Genomic DNA, 23496 nt, shown 5'->3' with positions numbered 1-23496 from the left:
TATTACGTTCTTTTTCTAGCTGTTTATTCCTTTGATGAAGCTATGCATAGCTTCATCAAAGGAATAAACAGCTAGTGGGCAAAGGTAACATACCCTGTTGGGGATTGGGATCGATGTATGTTGCGTTCGATTAGTGTGCATGTTTCTCGTGGTGTTATCGCTTTTCTCACCACTCATAGCTAATTCAAACCTAGTTCTAAACAGAGTTTGGCTAGAACCTTTCCCGTGTTGATTTTCCTTTACTAATCTTAATTTGAAATCTGGACATCAGAAAATTGAATATTTAAATTCTTTAAATGTGTTTTTATTTTTCGGTAGCTGTTTCATTGGAATTTTGTTGAAAATAATTTTATTCATTTTCCATATCTCGTTTCTATCGTGGGTTCCATATAAATGGATAAGTTTCTGTACTTATCTAAAGATGTCATCTTTTAACTTGCTATCAAACTAATAGCATTTTGTACAATTTTGAATTGGGAATCATTTTGACTTATATCTGTTATTATACTAAGTCTCTCCTTGGAAGTTAAATCATGTTAAACTTATTGTAAAATCATCTTCAAATTTTTTGTTATAAAGGAGTAATAATATGGCTATTCTTGGCGAAAATATTAAAGCATTACGAAAACAAAAAAATCTTACACAAACAGAACTAGCTGGTACTGAGTTAACGAAAAGTATGCTGAGCCAAATTGAAAACGGGAAAGCAACACCTTCTATGAAGACATTAAAATATCTTGCTAGTAAGCTTCAATGTGAGACAAGTTTTTTACTGAAAGAAGATAGTGAAGAGGTGGCAGAACTGCTTCCTAAGATGGAACAAGCTATAAAATACAAAAAATTTGAAGAAGTATATTATACACTGTTACCTATTATTCAAAAGGAGCTGCCACCTACTTTAAGCACAGCTCGTTTATATAAACAATTTATAAGAGCTGCCTTGGACATAAAAGATTACAAAGTACATTTTTATATCGAGAAAGCTGGAGAAATTTTCCGGAAATATGCTTTGTATCGTGAAAGTACTCAAATAAGTGTAATGCTTTGTAATGTATTATTTACAAGAAAAAAATATGAAGAATGTCTAGAACTTCTTGTATCTATTCGCAAAGACTACGAAATAAAACAATTAGAAATGGAACTTATTATACAAGTTGAACTTTTCTTATGCGAAGCAATCATTTTGCTTGCACACGGTAATTATAAAGATTGTGAAAAAATAAGTCTACAAGCATTAGAATTTTCAAAAAAGCATCAAGTATATTATAAAACGGGTGAATTATATCAAATTCTTTCTTATCAAAAGGTATTAGAAGCTGATAAATCTGGATATTTACGATATATAAATAAGTGGGAGCAATTTGCTATTTTTACAGAAGATACGATAGCTTTGGCAAATATAGATATATTAAAAGCTTACTACTATAACTCAATAATGAATGAATACACTTTAGCCTTAGAATATGTAAAGCAATTTAGACAAAAACTCCAGAACGAACCAACATTTATAGAGAACGGACTTTATTATATAGAAAAAGGAAAAGCTTTGTATGGCCTTAAACAGTATAAAGAGGCATTAGAAGCCTTAAAACAAGCGACAATTCCAGATTATATGCTTCATCCGCTAGATCAAGCATGGGTTATAACAGGGGGAGCTTATCGTGCGCTTTGTTATATGGAGTTCAAAGATAAGCAAAGCGCACTTCAAGTAGCTACAGAAACTTTTCATATGATACAAGAATTTCCTGATTCGGTATTTACCGCGTTTATTAAAGAAACGTTAAAAATGGTACAAAAACTCTAAATGCGTCTCAATTCGGTACACTAGTATTTTTTTCAATAAAATAATAAAGATTGGAGGAACGAATGTATAATGTGTAGAGAAACTTTTTGGCTTATCATAAGAAATATATGTTAGTTTTCAAGGTGTGCCAGATATGATTGAGGATGTTGATGAAGACAATGAGGGGCTGTGAAAAGAAGAATTAGTAGTCAAATAGTATTTGAAAGTAGTTAAAGATGAGAATTATGGTACATATACAATGTAAGAAACGAATAAAGAATATGGGAGAAGGATAGCAGAAAAACATTCGAGTAATCAAGTTTATTGGATTTTTTGTAATGGACTATTCATATAAATGAGGATGTAATAAAAGAATCATTTATTGGTAGTACCTGTATATGATAATGTGAAAAACTCCCGCCGGTTTGAAGTCGTACATAATAACAATTCAGCACGACGGTGAGTTTGCATTATTTATATTAATGAAAAAAGTTTCTTAAAATTATATGGTCTTTGAGCTATTGCTTTGTAATAGTATAGTTAATTAATAGGCACCTTTATGTACTTTGCTGTTTGTGACAAGAACTCCAATCAGCCAAAGTATTACAGTCCAAATAAATAAATAGATAAGCTGACCTTTGAACTCGAATATACTTTGCCCAATTTCTACCCCATGAATTAATGTTATAAACGCCTTTTGCGGTAGAATATTACAGAAGGTATCAAAGATTGTATTGTTGCTTGTAAAAGCAATAAAACAACCACCAAGTAAACAGGTAACTATACTAATTCCACTTGTCACTAAACTAATGTTTTGCTCCATTATTGAGGCCATAAATATGGAGAATCCTGTTGCTAGTAATGTGAGAATTCCTAATAATATAGCTAACATCCCGAAACTATAGCCAATATCTACACCAGTGACTAAACTTGTAAGGACAATTGCCAGATAAGAGGGAATATACAAACATATAAATGTAAAGATAGATTGGACGAACATATATTTTTTAACATTTACAGGTGAAGTTAAAATTCGCCTAAAAGTTTTAAGCATACGATCCTCTGGATAAAGCGTAGTTAAGGCAACGCCTTGCATTAAAATTAACATAGAGATAAATCCTAGAATATTTGTTCCAGGTCCTCGTTTGGCATGGACTTGATCTTCTCCTTGATAACTTTTTGGGAGACGCCCAGTGTTAACAAATTGTTCAATGTTTTTTTTATCAGATTCAGTTTTCAATGTGATAACTTCATAATTATTTCCCTTTTTTTCGACCAAATAGTTGTAATGTCCTAATACAAGTGAGGAGAGAGGAGGAGTCTCATCTACTTGCACAATGTTTATTCTTGAATCGCTAGGTATATTCTGTGGATCATCGGTTACAAATGCAATCGTATCTTTTAAAAGAGTTTGACCAGAAAAGTAGATAGATATACCTATCATAAGTGGTATTATTACAACTGCAACGAGAATTACTGCTTTTTTTGTCAGCATTCGTTCCAGTCGATTTCTAAATAAATTTATCATACATATCCCCCCGGTTTAAAAACAATGTGGCAAATAGCGATACAGAAAAACGAGGCCAATAGCAAGCCTAATGTAACTGGTAGAAAAATGCTAAAATCATTATCATAGATAATCCGAAAAGCACATTCCGAAACCCAATAAACTGGCGAGAATTTAGAAATTAAATTGACTGTTTCTCCAAGTCGGTGAACCCCAAAAAATACTCCGCCAAAAAAGATAAAGAAAGCTACTGGAATTTGCATGAAACCGTTTGCTTCTTCTTCACTCTTGAATATACAGCAGAACATAGTGCCGAAGCAGCAACCAAACAACAACAGAGCATTGATTAATAACATAATGTATGGAAGATTTTGTCCACCAAGGTTTAGCTGAAAAAGAGTTTGGGATACAATTAAGATGGTGCTGAAACAAATTGTACCGAAGAGATAGGTGGACAGCAATTTTGAAAGATAAATTGAAGTTCTGGAAACGGGTGCATATATAATGCGTATGTTTCCTTTTTTTACTTTTTCTTCCATGAATGTGTTGGAAGCTGTCATTGCGATTAGCATTGTTGAAAAAATAATCATATTGACTCCGTAATAATCATAGGAACTAACTGTACTTTCACCAAAACTGCTTTTTGTTACGTATCCCATAATTGCAATTAAGATGAATGGGAAGATTGTATTTGAAAATAATAAGGTTGGATTCCTAATGATATTCGTAATATCAAATCGTGTAATTTTAATAAAATTCATATAACCACTCCTAATCTCTTAGAGATCTACCTGTTAACTCTAGGAATACCGTTTCTAAAGATGCTTTTTTACTGTTCATATTTTGAATTTGACAGCCCTCATTCGTGAGCACTGTGATAATCTCACCCAGGTTATCTTTTGATTGTTCAACAGTTACTTCAAGAAGATCTTCGGTTAGACGAATTTTTGTTATCCCTTCAATTTGTTGAAGTAAATCGTAGTTTAAATCACCAAATAGATTTAATTGGAAGGCATATGTAATTTCATCATTTGTTTTTTGATTTAACTCTTCTTTTGTTCCTTGGGCAATGATTTTACCTTCATTCATGATAATGATTCGATCAGATATAGCTTCAACTTCCTCCATGTAATGAGTGGAGTAAATAACAGTTGCTCCATTGTCCTTTAGAGCTTTAATGGATTCTAAAATATGATTTCGAGATTGAGGATCTATCCCTACAGTAGGTTCATCCATAATAATGAGCTGTGGACAATGGACTATTCCACAAGCAATATTTAACCTTCTTTTCATGCCTCCTGAGAAGGTTTTGGGTTTATCATCTTTTCGATCATATAGTCGGACTAATTCCAGTGCATTTTTCACCTTTGTTTCTAGTTCGTCCCCTTTAAGGTTGTAAAGTCCAGCAAAGAATCGCACATTTTTCTCTGCTGAGATTTCCTCATAGATGGCAAGGTCTTGGGGAACGATTCCTATACTTTGTTTTATTTTTTTAACATCTTTTTTTAAATCATAATCCAAAATTGTTACTTTTCCGCTACTTGGGGATAAGACAGTGGCTAAAATATTAATCATTGTACTTTTTCCAGCCCCATTTGGGCCTAACAAGCCAAGAATCTCTCCCTTTTTCACTTCAAAGCTAATATCGTCTATTGCAGATTTTTCGTTATAATGTTTCTTTAAATTTTTCACTTCGACAATGTTATTCACTTGGCATCTCCTTTTGTATTCTTCGTTTTGCAAATTCTTGTAAAGCTCTGGTTTGTAATTCTCCACGATCTTGTTCTGTTTCAAAATCAGGAGCTGTTTCTTCAAAACCATCCTGTTCTTCTCCGTCAAATCGATAAATTTTCTTTAATAAACTCCATAGTGTTTCTAAATCTTCAGTTGTGAATTCTTTGAAAATCTCTGCCATAAAATACATTGATTTTTCACCGCATTCTTCCATAGCCCGCATTCCTGATTTGGTAATTTTCACGTTAATTGCACGTCTATCCCGTTTGCTAGGCTGTGTGATCAGGTATCCTTTTTTTTCAATACTGTTGACTAGTCGATTTACATTTTGCTTTGAAGTACCTAATTTTTTTGCAATGTTATTTAGTGTGGTTTCATCCTCCGGAAGATGAAGGATGGCCACGATGGTCATAAACTGTCTTGAAGTTAAACTTTCAAAATATTCATCCCCACGAATTTGGATCTTGTTTAGGACCGAGAACAGTGTAGCGTAAGATTGTTGCATAAAGAATAAATCTCTAATTTCTTTTGAAAAATTTTCTTTTGAAAAATCCATTTTTCCTCCTTTTAGACAACATGTTGTCTTCATTAGTATATTTCTTTTGGATGTTTTGTCAATATGTTCCTGTACCAAAAACTTTATTCATGAAATTAAAATTTTGGTATGGGTAGATTGTGGCTGAGAGAAGTACAGCATTCATGCAGAATGTTTATCGTTATGTAATTAGCTGGGGGGATTTGTTTTAAAATCTCTTATTTAATTAAGAAGAGATGAAGAGCTCAATACATAGAGATAATACTAACTGATATAGAATTTTCCAAACTGATATTGACTCTCAAAAACAGCTACCTTGGAAATTTAACATATAAATCCATCATTTCAGTGCATATTGTAACATAGAATGATGGCCGATTTCAGAAAACATGATGGATGCATGTCTTATGAAATCAATGATGGGGCCCCTGAATCAAAATAAAATAGTAAAGATAAGTTGATAATTTTGATATTAAACTATATTTTTTATTTTGCTGATATATTATATATATTTTTCAACTATTCAAAATGATTAATGTGTTGACATGAAAATTAGACAAGGATTAAAATGATTTCTTTATTTTTGTCAACATGTTGACAAAAATAAAGAAGAGGATTAAAATCATCAAGGGAATTGCCTTTTAATGGTTATTGAACAGCAATTTAACAGAAAAAATATTAACGTTAGTTTAACTATGAATAAATTCTTAATTTAGATTTGAATTTGAAAGTAGTATGCAGAAAATATTATTCTATTAAGTTTATTGGAATAAAAAGTAGGCGACCGAATTATATAAGTGTAACGTTAGATGCATATTAATGTTTTTAATTTTTATCTTAAGCGGTGAAACTAAAAAAATAACAAAAAGGAATGATTTAGTTGACGACAAATATCCAGCTTTTCTGTTTGCCACATGCAGGTGGTTCATCTATTATGTTTCAGCGATGGAAATCACAATTAATTCCTGAGATAAATTTGTATCCCATTGAACTTAAAGGGAGGGGCGTACGAAGTAGTGAGCTGTTTTACGAGAATTTTGAAGAAGCTGTTGATGATATTTATAACACTATAACTTCTTCGATCAAAGGCCCCTATGCAATATTAGGGCACAGTATGGGGAGTTGGTTAGCCTTAGAGGTTTACTACAAACTTCTTCAAGAGGGGATTAGTTTACCAATTCACATGGTGTTTTCTGGTAATTGTGCGCCGCATAGTGAAAAGGAAGAGACAATTTATCACACGCTATCGCATGAAGATTTTAGACTAGCTATCCAGAAAATCGGAGGAGCGGCGAACGAAGTTTTTGAAAACAGAGAGATATTTGAAATATTCGAACCGCTCTTGAGATCAGACTTTAAAATGATTGAAAATTATTGCTATAAAGAAAAAAATAATAGGATTCATTGTAATATGACAATTATGACTGGTAGAGATGATAAGAAAGTTAAATCAAGTGATCTAATAGGTTGGAAGAAACATGCAGGTGCGAATTGTGACATTTTTAAATTGGACGGAGGACATTTTTTTATACAAGAAAACATTAACGATGTAACAAAGGTTATTAATCAAATATTTTCTTCGTATCTTGTTTAACATAAAAGTGACGCAGCAGGGTATGAAATTCAATAAATGTAAAGTTATTCACCAGTATGAATCAAGCTTGCATCAACAGAATTGAGGAGAGTTCTTTTCCTATGGAAGAGTTTGCTGTTAATTCAAAGACTAAAATTAATTACATTTAATTATTAATTTTATCTCATGCGTAATTAAAAGCTTAAATCATGTTTATAATCGTTCATTCTAGTCTTGAATGGGTTCTTAAATATAATGATAAGAGGATTTTTAAAACAAACAAAAAGGGGAGGGTGTTCCATGAAAACATCAAATACAATTGGTATAGCAATGGAGGAACAAGGAGAAGAACGAGTGGGAATTGAAAATTCACAGGAATTAATTGATATCAATTTAGCACCTGATATTGAGAATAGATACGGTATATTCCCGCTTACAGAGATTCAAACAGCGTATTTAGCAGGACGAAGTAAAGGGTACGAGCTGGGAGGGATATCTACACAAGTATATATTGAGTTGAAAACAAAGTTAGATATTCAAAGGATAAATAGGGCATTGAACAAAGTGATAAAAAAGCATGCGATGCTGAGATCAATTTTTGGGGAAGATCATCAGAGAATTCTAGAGCATGTTCCAGAATATATAATTGAAATAGAAGATCTATGCGAGCTAGACGAGGAAGAATTTCAAGAGAAATTGCTTACTGAAAGAGAACGAATTTCAACTCAAACTTTAAATCCTAGCATATGGCCCCTATTTGAGTACAAAGCTTTAAAAAGAAATGAAGATACACATTATTTACTTATTGGTTTGGATATGTTGGTTATGGATGGTGGTAGCCTAGATTTAGTAGCTTCGGAAATCATGAAATATTACTTAGATGAGACCCTTGAGGTAGAAGGAAGTCTATTTTCTTTCCGCGATTATCAATTGGCTTATAATAAATTAAGAAAGTCAGATAAATATATAAGGGATAAGGAATATTGGGCTGATAAGCTAGTAGATTTTCCTCCTGCCCCAAATCTACCATTGCGAAAGAAAATTTCAGAAGTTGATACACCTAAGTTTCAACGTATTGAAAAGTTAATACCAAAAGAAACTTGGGAGGAAATTAAGAAAACAGCTAAATATTATGATGTAACACCAACTTCAGTTCTGTGTACGATTTATTTACTTGTATTATCTTCATGGAGTAATCAAGCTAAATTGTCAATTAACCTAACGGTTTCAAATAGAATCTCTTTTCAGAAGGCTTTTAATAAAGATGTTAATCATTTGGTCGGTGATTTTACGTCTACAATTCAAATAGATTCGGATTTCAATCAAAATGATTCGTTTTGGATTCAGGTGAAAAGTGTTCAGGACACAATTAAGAATGGAGCAAAACATAGTTTATACAATGGTACAGAGTTTATAAGAGAGTTATCAAAAGTGAATAATTATGGTAGCAAAACCGTTGTTCCAGTTGTATTTACAAGTGCACTAACAACTGAAATGTGGGGTAAATGGAATGAACTAGGAGATTTAAATTATATTATTACGAGAACTCCACAGGTATATTTAGACTATCAAGTATCTGAAATGGATGGTGGATTACTTGTTACTTGGGACTATGTTCCAGAGTTATTGGAAGAAAAGATGGTAACAGATATCTTTAGTCAGTATGTTGATATATTGCTTTCGATTTGTGATAGTTCTGAGGTAATGCGCCCAGATATTTCAGAATATGAAAGAAAAGTAATTACACAGTACAATAATACGAATCAGGAGATTGTAGTTAAACCTTTACATGAATTGTTTGAATTACAAGCAAGACAAAACCCAAAGAATGTTGCCATTATTGACGGGGACTATGAGATGTCTTACCAAGAGTTAAATGAAAGAGCAAATCAGGTAGCACGTAAGCTTCAACAGTTAGGGTTGAAAAATCATGAGCTAGTTGGTGTTTTATCTGAAAGATGTAAAGAATCCATAGTGAATGTTCTCGGAGTTTTGAAAGCTGGTGGAGGATATGTACCAATTGATCCAAAACATCCCGAAGAGCGAAAGAGCTATGTATTACAGCATAGTGAATGTAAATTTATGCTGATACCGGATTTTGAGGTGATTGAAAAAGTTCATACGCTTTCAACAGAAAATTTGTCAAGCAAGGTGACAACAGAAAATATTGCATATGTGATTTATACGTCAGGAAGTACAGGGAAACCCAAAGGGGTTGTTACTACACATGGTGCTGCAGCTAATACAATCTTAGATATTAACGGTAAATTCCAAGTGGATGAAAAAGATCGAATATTGGCCTTATCATCAATGTGTTTCGATTTATCTGTATATGATGTTTTTGGGGCTCTAGCAGCTGGTGCTGCGGTCGTATTAGTAAAAGATCAACGGGATATGGGGCATGTGTATGAGATGCTTGAAAAGCACCAGATTACAATATGGAATTCAGTTCCTGCCATTATGGATATGATGGTGAAACATTTACAAGATATGGAAACGTTATCAGTGAATGATCAATTGCAAGAAAATGTTGAAATTAGAATTGATGATAATGTGAAGAAATATTATTGGTCACCTGCTATTAAATGGGATGAAGAACAATATACTCATATTGATCCTGAAATACGTTATTTAATGCCTAAATTTTATTTTTATATGCAAAAGGGCAGAACAATAGAGGAGATTAAGTATTATTTTTCGGAGATTTCTCAATATAAGTTGGAAGCATTCCTTAAGGAAGCAATTCAAGACGGGCTCCTTGTATCTTCAATTCTTAGTCCGCAGGATGTATTTAAATCACAAGATAAATTATTTTATAATCCTTACGGTGAAGATATAAAGTATAATCCGACAGCCTATGAAAGTTTTAAATCCAAACAGCTAAATAGACAGATGAATCCAATGGGCGAGAAAATGTATTTAAAGAAAAGTAAACAATTTCCAAGTTTTGTTGAAACGAGAAATTCGCATAGAAAATTTAACATTCGAGAACAGTTACCACTTTCGGAACTCTCGCAACTATTGTCTGTATTAATGCAAAGAAGAAATCAAACCAATATTAAATACTATTATCCGAGTGCAGGTGGATTGTACCCAATTGATATCTACATCTATATTAAAGAAAATAGGGTGGAAAACTTAAAGCAAGGTATTTATTATTACAGTCCGATTGAAAATAGTCTCACTATGGTCAATGAGTTTTGTACAATCACGGATGAGATCCAGCATTATACAAATAAGTCAATATTCAATTCATCGGCTTTGACTGTTTACATGATATATAATGCAGATGCAACGATGCCTAAATACGGTAGTGATGGTTATTTTTATGCGTGTATTGATACTGGAATTATTGTAAATACGCTGGATTATGTTGCTAGCATGCTTAATATAGGAACTTGTTCCATTGGGGAAATTCATTTTGATTCAATAAAAGACTTCTTTAAACTTAATGATAATCAAGTTCTAATCCATTCAATGGAGATTGGTTTAATTGAACATAAAAATATTAACTCTAATGAATTTTTAAATGTTCAATTGAATGAATCAGAAATAGGGATTAAAAGAGCAGAGAGAGAGCAGAAGCACGTTAATAGTAGCTTGCGTGTGGTAATGCTAAGTGGCGATTGGATTCCACTATCTCTCCCGAATATAATAAAAAATCGCTTTGAACATGCAAATGTGTATAGCTTAGGGGGAGCCACGGAAGCGGCTATTTGGTCAATTTATTATCCAGTTATTCAAGAGGAAAATGATTGGGTAAGTATTCCGTACGGTACGCCATTGGCAAATCAAAAATTTTATGTGTTGGACTATAAAGGAGATTTTTGTCATATAGGGGTTCCTGGTGAGTTATATATTGGCGGGAGCGGATTGGCAAAAGGGTATATGAATGATCCAGAAAAAACAAAAAATGCTTTTATTAAACATCCAACATTAGGAATGCTTTATAAGACAGGTGATTATGGTAGGTTGTTAGAAACTGGATATATTGAGTTTTTAGGTAGGAAGGATAATCAGGTAAAAATTAGAGGATATCGTATAGAGCTTGGGGAAATTGAAAATTGTTTAATAAAGCAAGCGGATATTAAAAATGTTGCGGTGATAGATCAAGCTAATAAAAACGGGAAAAAGTATTTATCGGCATTTATTGTTTCAAATTCTAAAATCAATATAAAAGAGTTAAAAGAAAAATTATTGAAAGAATTACCTGACTATATGGTGCCAGCCTATTTTAATCAGGTTAATGAGATTCCTTTGACTGCTAATGGTAAGGTAGATAAAAATTCGTTGTCGCAACTTGAAATGTGTGAATTGGAACAAAAAGAATTAGTTAATCCAAAAACAGATATGGAAAAAATGTTATTAGAGATATGGAAGGAAGTTTTGGGAAGAGAGGATATTGGGATTCACGAAAACTTCTTTGATGTTGGAGGGGATTCACTGCTTGTTCAAAGTGTAAAAATGAAAATTGAATTAATTCATCCAAAATTAATTCAAGTGACAGATTTATTCACAAATACATCCATTTCTGAATTGGCTGAATTTATGAACAAGAAGCTCTCAAAAACTAAGAGTTTTGTTGAAGTACAGGCAATGAAGCTACCGAAAGAATATTTTGTGCAAAAAGGAAATAGAACGAAACATCGCATGTTTTCATTTACGTTTGATGAGGCTTTTTCAAGTATGTTGAAAGAAGCGGCAAGTGATTCGAATACTGAAATTTTTGACTTCATGGCAGCTTTTTATATGTATTTGTTTAATCAAGTTTCTGGAGAAAAAATGGTTAGTGCCCAATTAATGAATGGAACCAAAGAAATGTACGCAGCAAAAGTAGATTTTGAAAAATTGGGGGATTTCGGTCATCTATTTATGAAATTAAAAGATAAAAATTCATTTCATAAATACTTGATTGACGATGTGAAATCGGTTGTTATGCAAAAAAGTGAGTTTTCAATTGTTCCAGCATTTATCAAAAAATCTACAAAAGCATCCAATATTAATTTAGTAGAATTCTATGATTATATCATTGTGATAGATGATTATGGGGATAAATTGGAATTTGTATGTGAATTTAATGAAGCAATATTGAAAATTGAGAAGGCAAAAGAATTGGTTCGCGGCTATATAAATCTATTGAAGGGAGTAGAAAAGAATTGGAAAAAGTAGCATTTATGTTTCCAGGCCAAGGTTCGCAATATCCACGAATGGGTAAAGAACACTATGATAGATATGCGGTAGTTCGTCAAATTTATGAAGAAGCTAGCGATTTAACTGGTATTGATATGAGGAAATTATGTTTTGAATCGGATAATAACGAACTTAAAAAGACAAAAAATGCACAACCAGCGATTTTTACTGTATCTTTTGCAGCATTTAAAGTTTTTATGAAAGAAGGCTTAGAGCCTTCTTTCATGGTAGGACATAGCTTGGGAGAAATCACAGCTTTAGCATGTTCAGAAGCAATAGATTTTAGAGATGCAATCCGATTAGTACGGGCCAGAGGGGAAATTATGCAGGAAGTGGCGGAAAGAACTGAAGGAGGGATGGCCGCCATCAAAGGATTTCCTCTTGCGGAACTTCAGAAACTATGCGACGAATATTCTGTAAAGGGGAAGGCTGTATGCATTTCCAACTATAATTCTAACGATCAAATTGTGATCTCCGGTACTCTAGAAGCGTTATCACAAGTAGAAGAAGTTTTGAGTAATAAGACAGGGGTTAAATTTACAAAGTTGAAAGTTAATGCTCCTTTTCATAGTCCCTTAATGAATAGTGCCTTAGCCGGATTCACTAAAGAACTAGAAAAATATACATATAATGATATGAAGTATCCAGTGGTATCTGATCTCACATCGCAGGTTTATAAGAACTGCGACGAGATTATGACACTTTCTCAACATCTGATCAATCCCGTCATGTGGAAAAAAACTGTGGATTTCTTATGTAGGAATGAGGTTAAGTATGCCATTGAGCTAGGCCCAAATTACGTATTACGAAATTTAGTAAGAAATTGCACAAATGATATTAAAGCTTACTCTTATGATTATCCCAAAGACAGTTCTTCAATGACGAATCTAGTTGAGGATCTTACAGGTAAAACAGCAATTCGACTGGAGAAAGAAAATAGATTGAAAACTATCATGCAGGACTGTATCAAACAAGCTGTGGAAATAAACCAAAAAAATCCTTGTTTTTGCGAAGGGGATATTGAAGGAACTCCGACAGCGGTAACTTTGAGCTTGGCCAGTGCTGTCTCAACACCAAATAAAAATTTCAACCAGCAATCGTATAAAACTGGTGTTGTTGAACCTTACAAGAAAATTCGTAAAATGCAGGCATTACTAGAGAGAGAAAAACGAACACCGAATAACCAGGAAATTGCTGAATCTCTTCAATTATTGTATCAAATATTTAAAACGAAAAAACTGTCTTATGATGAACAAGAACTACGTTTTAAGATGATAATTGAACGCTTAAGTTAAGGGGTAATAAAAGGTTTATAAGTAGAATGTTAAAAGGAGGTTTCCACGTTGAGTATGGAATTTTTTAATCTTTCAGGGATAAGTAATAGCGATGGGGCAGATATAGAATTACATGAGATAGATTCTAAAGATATCGCCATCATTGGCATATCCGCTCAAATGCCCTTAGCCGATGATACAGATGAGTACTGGGAAAATATATTAAATGGATTGGAATGTGTAAGGGAGTTTCCAATTGAAAGAAAAAGTAATGCCGATAAATATTTGAGGTTTACTGGAACAGAAGCGGAACAAATTCCTTATAATAAAGCAGCTTACTTAGAGAATATTTCTGCATTTGACCCTAAAAAGTTTAATCTTTCACCCAAAGAAGCAAAAATGATGGATCCTAGGCAAAGACTTTTTTTACAGCAAACATCGGCTGCTATTGAAGATGCAGGATATCATATTCAGGAGTTAAGGGGTAAAAGGATTGGTGTATATTCGGGATTCAGTGATCTTGGTGGAACAAAGTATTTTGATATTTTAACAAATGTGAATCCAGATTTTTATGAAACGGGACTTACAGGAAATCTTCAAGCTATTATTCCGAGCAGGGTGTCTTACTTGTTAGATTTAAAAGGACCTAGTGTAGTTGTGGATACGGCTTGTTCTTCATCCCTTGTAGCAGTACATCTTGCTTGTCAAGCTATAAGGAATGGGGAGTGTGAATCAGCTATTGTGGGTAGTGTGCGAATCCATTTGCTTCCTGTAGTAGATGAAAGAAAAATTGGTATTGAAACAAGAGATGGAAGTACAAGAGCTTTTGATAATGGTGCGACTGGGACTGGATTAGGGGAAGGAGCAATTTCCATCTTTTTAAAACCATTGTATAAAGCGAAAGAGGATGGAGATCATGTATATGCAGTAATTAAAGGTACTGCTATTAACCAAGATGGTAATTCAATAGGTATTAGTGCACCTAATGCAGATGCGCAAGCAGACGTGATAGAAAGAGCGTGGAAAGATGCAGGCGTTTCAGCTGAAGATATATCATATATTGAAGCACATGGAACAGGAACAATTTTAGGAGATCCTATTGAAATTGATGGAATTAGTAAAGCTTTCTCAAAATATACGATGAAAAAGCAATTATGTGCGATTAGTTCGGTGAAAAACAATATTGGTCACTTATACGATGCTTCAGGGCTTGCTTCAGTGATTAAATGTTTATATGCATTAAATGAAAGAATGCTGCCTCCAACTATTAACTACAATATTCCTAATAAAGCTATAAATTTCTCGGAATCACCAGTATACGTAAATATGCTCCCGAGAAAATGGGAATCAAAGACAAAGAAAAGAATCTGCGGGATTAATTCGTTTGGATTCAGTGGAACTAATTGTCATATTGTCTTGGAGGAAGCAGAGGCAGATGATGAAAAGCAGTATGAGGAACACAGCGGTAGTTATATCCTGACACTATCGGGTGAAACCGAAGAAGTTTTAAGAAAATTAGTTCAACGCTATGTTTATAAAATTGGTCAAGTTAGAAAATATAATCCGAAAGATGTATGTTTTACAGCGAGTGTCGGAAGAAACCATTATAAACAAAGATTAGCGGTAATTTTCTCTGATTATGATCAATTGGAAAAATTGTTAACCGAATTTATGGAAACAACCTTGGAAGGGGTTAATAATCCGAATATTTATTGCAATTTAAATAGGGATGCCGAAGAGGAAAATTCCGCTGTCGACATGCAACTCTTAAATAAGTTTAACTTGAATGAGCGGAATATAGGGCAGGATTTGAAGTTAATAGCTAATGCTTATGTAAATAATCAAAAAATACAATGGGCTGAATTGTATGCTTCTACGAAAAGAAATAGAGTAAGGTTACCTTCTGCGGTTTTTCAAGAGCAACAGTATTGGGTCGACATTCCTGAAAATCCAATAAAATTTAAGGAAGGCGAGTCATTAGCATTTTTTACGAATAATCAGGATGATATTAAGCTTACAGGTCGTTCGGATGGAGCTTATACAGATACAGAGAAAAAGCTTGGAGAAATTATTAAAAGCGCATTAGAGTTCGAAGAGTTGAACGTTTATGAAAACTTTTACGATTTTGGTGGCGATTCAATCCTGGTTATTGACATGTTTTCAAAGATTAATGAATGTTTTCAGATTAATCTATCAGCCGCTGATATATTTTCATATCCAAGCATTTTCCGTTTGGCGCAATATGTTGATGGATTAATAGTGAAAGAGCAGGAAAGTAAACAAACCGTTTCTAATGGCTATGAATACGGAGAAGTTAGTGATGAGATTGCTATTATTGGAATGGCTGGGAAGTTTCCTTTCTCGAATGATTTAGAACAGTATTGGAACAATATTAGCTCTCAGAAAAATTGTGTTGGACAGATTCCTGAACAACGTAAAGATGATCTTGCAAGATATATTAGACAGATAGGATTAGATATAGAACAGGTACAATATGAAAAAGCTGGATATCTTTCAGAAATCGATAAATTTGATTATGAGTTTTTCAATGTATCTTTTGAAGAAGCAACCTTGATGGATCCAGTGCAACGGAATTTTTTAGAGATTGTTCATGAAGCAATTGAAGAGGCAGGTTATGGAGGAGAGAGGTTGTCTGGCAGCGATACGGGCGTCTTCGTAGGTTATGCGGAAGATTATACATATAGTTATAGAAGATTTATTAATGATTCCGATCCTTCCTTAACTAAATTGGCGTTAGCTGGTAATTTAGCTTCATTAATGGCTGGACGAGTCTCCTATATATATGATTTGAAAGGGCCGAGTTTAGTTATAGATACAGCATGTTCTTCTTCGCTGGTCGCTCTAAATGCAGCGATAAAAAGTATAAGGAATGGTGAGTGTAAAAGTGCTATCGTCGGTGGTGCAAAAATTAAATTAATACCGGTTTACAAGCCAGAAAGTGAGGTAGGGGTTACTTCACGAAGTTTTAAGATTTGCGCGTTTGATGATAACGCTAATGGCATTGTCGAAGGAGAAGCGGTTTGCGCGATTTTAATTAAACCATTAAAACAAGCTGTAAAAGATGGAGATCATATTCATGCTGTTATCAAGGGAAGTGCAACAAACCAAGATGGTACGGGAATGGGAGTAATGGCCCCAAGAGCAGATACGCAAACAAATGTTCTTGTGAAGGCATGGGAAGATGCTAAGATTGATCCTTCAACCATTACGTATATTGAGGCGCATGGAACAGGGACAAAATTAGGAGATCTTGTTGAATATGAAGCGTTAAAGAATGCTTTTGAATTATATACGGATAGAAGTCAATTTTGCGCCATAAGTTCAGTAAAAACAAACTTAGGGCATACATATCAAGCCTCTGGTATTACGAGTGTTATCAAAGCGGCTCTTTCTTTAAAACATGAGAAAATTGTCCCGACTATAAATTTCAATAGACCAAATCGATTAATGAATTTAGAGGAATCTGCATTATATGTAAATGATACTCTAAGAGATTGGGAAACAGAAGAAGAGATACCTAGAAGATGTGGCATTAGCTCATTTGGTTTGAGTGGTACAAATTGCCACGTTGTATTAGAAGAATATAAAGATAATAGTGAGGGAATTATCCCAATTGAAAAGAAATATATCGTGACGATTTCAGGAAGAGATGAAGAGGATTTACACAACTTAGTTGTAAAATATCATTATTTTATAAAAACTAACGATAATGTAGATATGAAAAAATTCAGTTATACAACTAATGTGGGAAGAGGGCATTATAATGAGAGATTGGCGATTATTGTAAGTAATCAGGATGAACTTATCGCTAAATTAGAACAATTACTAGCGAAAGATTGGAAAAGTAAGCATTTGAAAAATGTATTTTATGGAAAACTGGATCAAAGGTTGACAATTCCTGTGAAATTGCAAAATTATGAAGAATTTGCTGGTTTTGATGCTAGTCAGCCTATGGAAGAATTGAGCTTGAACAGAGCTGGTGCTTTGTATGTCATAGGAAAGGATGTTGAATGGGAAAAGTTTTATGGAGATCATTTCAATCAGGTCATGTCTATTCCTACATATCCGTTTAAAAGGAACAGATGTTGGTTCCAACCTAAAGGTGGCTATATTAGCAAGGTATTTGCAGGTGATGAAATTACGGAAAATACTATTGAAGTCATTGGAAAGAGTACAAATTTTGAGGTAAGAGATAAATTCAGATATTACAATAATGACATTGAAAGAAGTGTTTTAGAAGCAGTTGAAAATGTTATAGGAACGAGTGCGGTAAGTCTAGATGATAACTTTTTTGAATTAGGTGGCGACTCATTTAAAGCAACTTTATTGGTGTCCGAAATATATGAACTATTAGAAGTTCTTATTACTCTAACTGATATTTTAAGGTTTCCTACCATTGGAAAACTTGCTGAGTATTTAAATGAACAGGTAGAGGATAATGTGATAGAGAATAACCAAATCATTCCTGTACTACCACCTCAAGTAATGTATGACTTATCTTATAAACAATTGGATCTTTGGCTGTCGACACAGGTATATAAAGGTGCAAGTGCCTTAAATATTACTTGGGCATGTAATTTATACAACTTTGATATTGAATTGTTCTATAAATCATTGGAGGCTGTAATTAATCGTCATTCTATCATGAAGACAAAATTAGTTGTGGAAGATGGAATTCCTAAACAAATGATTGAGGAAAGTATGAATCTGGCTGATTTTTATAGCTATATAGATTTGAGTAATGAAGAAGACGTTGATACAGCAATCAAGCAAGTTATTCAGTCAGAGGTTGGTCAGCAGATTCCTCTAGAAAATGGGCCATTGGTTCGTATCACGGTTGCCAAAAGAGACAATAATTCGCATGCACTTGTATTTGTCATCAATCATATGATTTCAGATTGGTGGTCAATGGATGTTATTATAAACGATTTGAAAAATTGTTATCGAGCGGCGCGTATGAAGTTAGAACCCGAGTGGAAGCCTTTGTCCATCAAATATACGGATTATTCGGATTGGCAACGTAAAAAGATAGAGGATAATTCAACTTTGAAACGCTATTGGGACAATATTTTAACAGGTCCATTGCCAGTACTAAATATGAAAACTGATTTTGAGCGTCCGCTAGTAAAGGGACAAGTTGGTAACAAGTTGATTTTTAAACTAGATCAGAAGTATACGGACAAATTAAAGGACATTTCTGAGGTCAATCAAGGTACGATGTTTATGTCCTTACTTACAAGTGTGTATACACTATTGCATTTGTACTCCGGACAACATGATATTATTGTTGGCACTAATACAGCTGGTAGGGAACACCCTCAATTGCAAAATCAAGTTGGATATTTTGTTAATGTAGTACCTTTACGTTTACACATTGATAGCGATGACACATATACACAATTGTTTGAAAAAGTACAGAAAATTACGTTAGGAGCAATTGAACATCAAGATTATCCGTTTATTTTAATGCTTGAAAATGAATCGGTTGTGCGTGAGAGCAGTAGGTCACCTATATTTGATGTTTTGGTTCAGTATCTAAATGATCCAAATAGTGACGGAATTGTAGTGGATGAAGCAAGAATTGAAGAAATTCCATATGACTCTTTAGAAAGTAAATATGATTTGGTGTTTAATTTCATTGAAAAACATAATCAAATTGTTTTGGAATTGGAGTATAGTAACAGCCTGTTTAAAGCCGAGACGATGCATAGAATGATAGCAAGATTAAATGAAATATTAAAGGGATTTTCCGAAAATCAACAAACGCCTATTGGAAAAGTAGAAATTGTAAACATGCAAGAACAAGAAATGAAAATTGTAAAAAGAAAAAGGAGATGATTCCATGTTATTCAAAGGATCCTCTTTTCAGGAAAAAATGTGGCTTGATGATGAAGTGGAAAGAGGCAGTCTCTATCCAGAAGGTCCAACTTACTACAACATTCCGTTGCTCTTTCAAATTGAGGGAGAATTAAGTATTCCACTCTTAACTAAAACACTGAATGTATTGGGTGAGAAGCATGAAGTGCTAAGAACCATGCTTTCGAAAAAAGATGGAGAAGTAATGCAGTGTATTCAGGATGAGATAAATTTTAATGTAAGGCAAGAAGATTGGTCCAACTATTGCAGAACTTCTGAGGAGGCTATCACTTTTCTGAAAGAAGAGAATAATAGGGCTTTTGCGGAAAAGCTTAGTGAAAGTTTGTTGTGTCAAGGGATTTATTTGAAGTTGAATGAATCTTGCTCTTTCTTTTTGCTTACAATTCATAATTCACTATGCGATGAAGTTTCTAAAAAGATTCTCAGTAATGATATTATTCAAATTTATAATTGTTATGAAAAAGGGGAGAATTTAAATTATATTGAACCACCCTTGCAATATGTAGATTTTTCTGAATGGCAAAATGAATTGTCTGATGAATTGATAGAAGACGAGGTATTGTATTGGAAGAGAAAATTACAAGGTGAATTTCAACCTTTATCATTGCCTACTGACCGTGATAGAGAGAAAAACAATAAGTATATATCTGGGGAATATAGCGTAACTCTAGAAAAAGGCTTAGTGGAAAGTATGAATAAAATCCATTTACAGTATGGTTATGAGCTGCGAGATATTTTTATAGCAGCTCTGGAAATATTGTTTAGTGCATATTCAAGGGAAACCGAGCTAATATTGGGGACGTGTATTTCTGAAAGAATGGACAACTTAGGAGATACGGTAGGGCCAATAGCCAATGTTGTGGCATTGAAAAATCAGCTAACAGAAGATTCTGTGTTTCTTGAAGTGATAGAGCAAGTAAAAAACACTTATTTGGAGGCAGAAGCGCATAGCAGGATTCCTATGGATCGGCTGATTACTGAACTTCAATGGGATGATAAGATTGATAGATATGATTTATGCCGTGTTCTATTTAATTATATTTGTTCTAAACAATCCAATCATGCAACGAAATTTAGGGAAATTAAATTAAATCTAGGATGGGGAAAATATGACTACAATTGGATGATTGAAGAGACAGACTCGAATATTGATTTATACCTAACGTATAATGCTTATATTTACAATGCATCTATGGTCGAGCAATTAGTTCAGAGTTTTATAACAATATGTGAGAAATTGTTAGCATCACCGGAACAACAGATTAAGGAAATAGATCTAATTAGCAATCTAGAGAAAGAGAAAATTCTTGGTGAATTTAACGATACGACCATTGTATATCCTGAAGATATGAACGTAGTAAAACAGTTCGAAGAACAGGCGATGAGGTTACCTGATAAAATCGCTGTACGCACGGAAAGCGGAGAAATCACTTACCGAGAACTGAATGAAAAAGCGAATCAGCTGGCGGTTAGATTACGTGAGATGGGGATTGGACGTGAGGATTACGTCGCGATTATGGCCGAGCGCAGCTTAGAAACAATTATAGGGATTTGCGGGATTATTAAAGCTGGTGGAGTATACGTACCGATTGACCCAGCTTATCCGCGGGAACGAATTACTTACATGTTGGAAGATTGTAAGCCTAAAGCGATTCTGGTGAGCGGTTCTTCATGTTCATACGAAGCGCATATTCCAATCGTTGATTTGAGCGAAGCGGCGCAGTGGATTGGCAAGGTGGATAATCCAATGAACGTGACTACATCGAGTGATCTAATCTATTTGATTTATACCTCTGGTACAACAGGGAAACCGAAAGGGGTCATGACTGAGCATAAGGGTGTAACTCGTTTAGTGAGGCAAACAAACTACGTAGAATTAAATGAACGTACTGTGATTTTGCAGACGGGATCACTAAGCTTTGATGCCGCAACCTTTGAAATCTGGGGCGCTTTGCTAAATGGGGGAGAGCTACAGATTGGTAGTCCAGACGTGATCATGGATGCGATCGCGTTAAAGAACGTGATTGCTGAACAAAAGGTTACGATGATGTGGTTAACGGTAACGTTGTTTAACCAATTGATTAATGAAGATGCCACTGTATTTGACCAATTGGAAAAGTTGCTCATTGGTGGTGAGAAGGTATCAGAAGAACATATTAGAAAGCTGCAGGAGAAGAATAAAAAGATTCAGTTGATTAATGGATATGGCCCAACAGAAACAACGACATTTGCGGCAACATACTGTCTCTCTTCGGAAGACATGAGAGAAAGAACGCCCGTTGGTAAACCGATTACGAACACGAAAATATATATTATTAGCGAAGATAAGTTGTGTGGAATTGGAATGATAGGAGAGTTATGTATTACGGGAGACGGGGTAGCGAGAGGTTACTTAAATAACCCAGAGCTGACGGCAGCGAAGTTCATTCCAAACCCATATGGAGAAGGGATGATGTATCGATCTGGTGACTTGGCTAGATGGTTACCAGATGGGAATGTTGAGTATTTAGGTAGGATGGATGAACAGATTAAGCTACGAGGATTCCGTATTGAGCTAGGAGAAATTGAAAGTGCCATTAAACAGATAGAGGGCTTAAAAGACGCCGCTGTAATAGTAAATGAAAAAGATGGTGAAAAAAGCATCTGTGCTTACTTGGTAGCGGAAGAAGTGATAGATATCGAGTGGATTCGTGAGGAGTTAGCGCAAAAACTACCTACCTACATGATCCCTTCTCATATGATGCAAATTGAGCGGGTTCCGGTAACTAGAAATGGAAAATTGGATAAGAGAGCTTTACCAACAATTGAAGTAAATGGCGGCGATGAATACATAGCGCCGAGGAATCAAATGGAAGAGAAGATTGTCAGTGCTTTTGAAAGAGTATTAGGAATTGAGAAAATCGGAATTAAAGATAATTTCTTTAGAATCGGTGGTCATTCACTGAAGGCTACTTGGGTTATCAATCAAATTGAAGAAGCTACTGGGGTTAGAATATCGCTTAGTGAAATGTTTAGTAACCCTACAGTTGAAGGCTTAGCCCAAAAGATAAAAAGTGATGAGTGTAAATATACTCCAATTCCGCAAGCACAATCTGAAGAAATGTACCCGATGTCATCTGTACAAAAAAGGATTTTTGTCATCTGTAGTGGTACTAACACAGTCTCCTATAACATCAATTGGGGAATTGAAACGAACAGAAAGTTGGATTTGGATAAGGTAAATGAGGTATTCAATCAACTCTTGACCCAACATGATATGTTGAGAACGCAGTTCTTGATGAAGGACGGAGAGGCATATCAAAAGATCATAACAGATATACAAGTTAAAGCTGAATATGATGAAGTGGAAGAAGCAAATGAAGAGGATAAAAAGCGATTACTGATGGAGTTTATTCGTCCTTTTGATTTAGAAACTGCCCCACTTTTGAGAATAAAGGTAATCAAGGTTAATCAAGGAACAGATTTATTGTTTTTTGATATACATCATATAATTTCGGACGGCTTATCTACAAATATTATTATAGAAGATTTTAAAAAATTGTATGCAAGTAAGATGTTAGCTCCGTTACAGGTGCAATACAAAGATTATAGCGAGTGGATGAGAGCGAGAGATCTCACAGATCAAAGAGAATATTGGCGAAACGAATTTCAACATATTCCGTCGTCCCTTGAGTTAGCATTGGATTATTCTAGGCCACAAATTCCAAGCTTCCGTGGTCATAATGTAGTTCGTTTGATTAAACCAGAGATTAAAGAAAGTATTGCTACATTATGCAAACAAACGGGAACAACGGAATATATGGTATTGCTTTCGGCATTCATGATTTTGTTAAGTAAATATAGTAAGCAAGAAGACATTGTCGTTGGAAGTCCTTTTTCAGGTAGAGTGCATCCAGATACTGAGAAGATTCTTGGTATGTTCGTAAATACATTGGTTATGAGAGGAGCGCCTCAGGGAGATAAGAGTTTCAATACATTTTTACAAGAGATGAAAGAAAAATG

10 protein-coding genes are annotated in these 23496 nt (G+C 34.3%); 6 read left to right on the top strand and 4 right to left on the bottom strand.

Annotated elements, in window-relative coordinates:
* The first annotated feature begins 589 nt into the window (after window positions 1-589).
* On the top strand, window positions 590-1804 hold the full coding sequence (locus BAQ44_RS03550; protein ID WP_071720753.1) for a helix-turn-helix domain-containing protein: 1215 nt from the start codon (window positions 590-592) through the stop codon (window positions 1802-1804).
* A 523-nt stretch (window positions 1805-2327) separates the two neighbouring features.
* Here BAQ44_RS03550 and BAQ44_RS03545 read toward each other — a convergent pair.
* Genes BAQ44_RS03545 through BAQ44_RS03530 form a run of 4 tightly spaced genes read right to left on the bottom strand, consistent with a single transcriptional unit; the run spans window position 2328 to window position 5580 of the window.
* Entirely contained in the window at window positions 2328-3311 is a 984-nt protein-coding gene (locus BAQ44_RS03545; RefSeq protein WP_084669451.1) for an ABC transporter permease, read from the bottom strand.
* Window positions 3308-4051, bottom strand: coding sequence for an ABC transporter permease (locus BAQ44_RS03540; RefSeq protein WP_071720751.1), 744 nt, complete (start codon window positions 4049-4051; stop codon window positions 3308-3310). The genes BAQ44_RS03545 and BAQ44_RS03540 overlap by 4 nt, the downstream gene beginning before the upstream one ends.
* A 10-nt stretch (window positions 4052-4061) precedes the next feature.
* Window positions 4062-5000, bottom strand: a complete 939-nt coding sequence (locus BAQ44_RS03535) for an ABC transporter ATP-binding protein (RefSeq protein WP_071720750.1) — start codon at window positions 4998-5000, stop codon at window positions 4062-4064.
* A complete protein-coding gene (locus BAQ44_RS03530; protein WP_071720748.1) occupies window positions 4993-5580 on the bottom strand; it encodes a MarR family winged helix-turn-helix transcriptional regulator in 588 nt (195 codons plus the stop codon). The genes BAQ44_RS03535 and BAQ44_RS03530 overlap by 8 nt, the downstream gene beginning before the upstream one ends.
* 859 nt (window positions 5581-6439) lie before the next feature.
* Between BAQ44_RS03530 and BAQ44_RS03525 the strand changes: the two genes are divergently transcribed.
* From BAQ44_RS03525 to BAQ44_RS03505, 5 genes are all read left to right on the top strand, one after another.
* Window positions 6440-7153 (top strand): thioesterase II family protein, encoded by a 714-nt coding sequence (locus tag BAQ44_RS03525; RefSeq protein ID WP_315851311.1) that lies wholly within the window; start codon window positions 6440-6442, stop codon window positions 7151-7153.
* Between the two features lie 333 nt (window positions 7154-7486).
* Window positions 7487-12301 carry an AMP-binding protein gene (locus tag BAQ44_RS03520; protein ID WP_161491743.1) on the top strand — a complete coding sequence of 1605 codons (4815 nt, stop codon included), beginning with the start codon at window positions 7487-7489 and terminating at the stop codon, window positions 12299-12301.
* Complete coding sequence (gene fabD / locus BAQ44_RS03515; protein ID WP_071720743.1) at window positions 12289-13617, top strand: ACP S-malonyltransferase; 1329 nt, start codon at window positions 12289-12291, stop codon at window positions 13615-13617. The genes BAQ44_RS03520 and fabD overlap by 13 nt, the downstream gene beginning before the upstream one ends.
* A gap of 54 nt (window positions 13618-13671) precedes the next feature.
* Window positions 13672-19455 (top strand): beta-ketoacyl synthase N-terminal-like domain-containing protein, encoded by a 5784-nt coding sequence (locus BAQ44_RS03510; RefSeq protein WP_249024717.1) that lies wholly within the window; start codon window positions 13672-13674, stop codon window positions 19453-19455.
* A 4-nt stretch (window positions 19456-19459) separates the two neighbouring features.
* Window positions 19460-23496, top strand: a 4037-nt coding sequence (locus BAQ44_RS03505) for a non-ribosomal peptide synthetase (RefSeq protein WP_116758348.1), incomplete at its 3' end; no start/stop codon positions are given.

It is taken from the genome of Bacillus mobilis, from assembly GCF_001884045.1.
Classification (GTDB): Bacteria; Bacillota; Bacilli; order Bacillales; family Bacillaceae_G; genus Bacillus_A; species Bacillus_A mobilis.
The sequence above is the reverse complement of the archived record's forward strand: the minus strand, read 5'-3'. Positions and strand labels throughout refer to the sequence as shown.

What these genes read in the sequence shown, in the direction of transcription:
- BAQ44_RS03550 (WP_071720753.1), top strand. Translation starts at nt 590, where the DNA reads ATGGCTATTCTTGGCGAAAATATTAAAGCATTACGAAAACAAAAAAAT.
- BAQ44_RS03545 (WP_084669451.1), bottom strand. Translation starts at nt 3,311, where the DNA reads ATGATAAATTTATTTAGAAATCGACTGGAACGAATGCTGACAAAAAAA.
- BAQ44_RS03540 (WP_071720751.1), bottom strand. Translation starts at nt 4,051, where the DNA reads ATGAATTTTATTAAAATTACACGATTTGATATTACGAATATCATTAGG.
- BAQ44_RS03530 (WP_071720748.1), bottom strand. Translation starts at nt 5,580, where the DNA reads ATGGATTTTTCAAAAGAAAATTTTTCAAAAGAAATTAGAGATTTATTC.
- BAQ44_RS03510 (WP_249024717.1), top strand. Translation starts at nt 13,672, where the DNA reads ATGGAATTTTTTAATCTTTCAGGGATAAGTAATAGCGATGGGGCAGAT.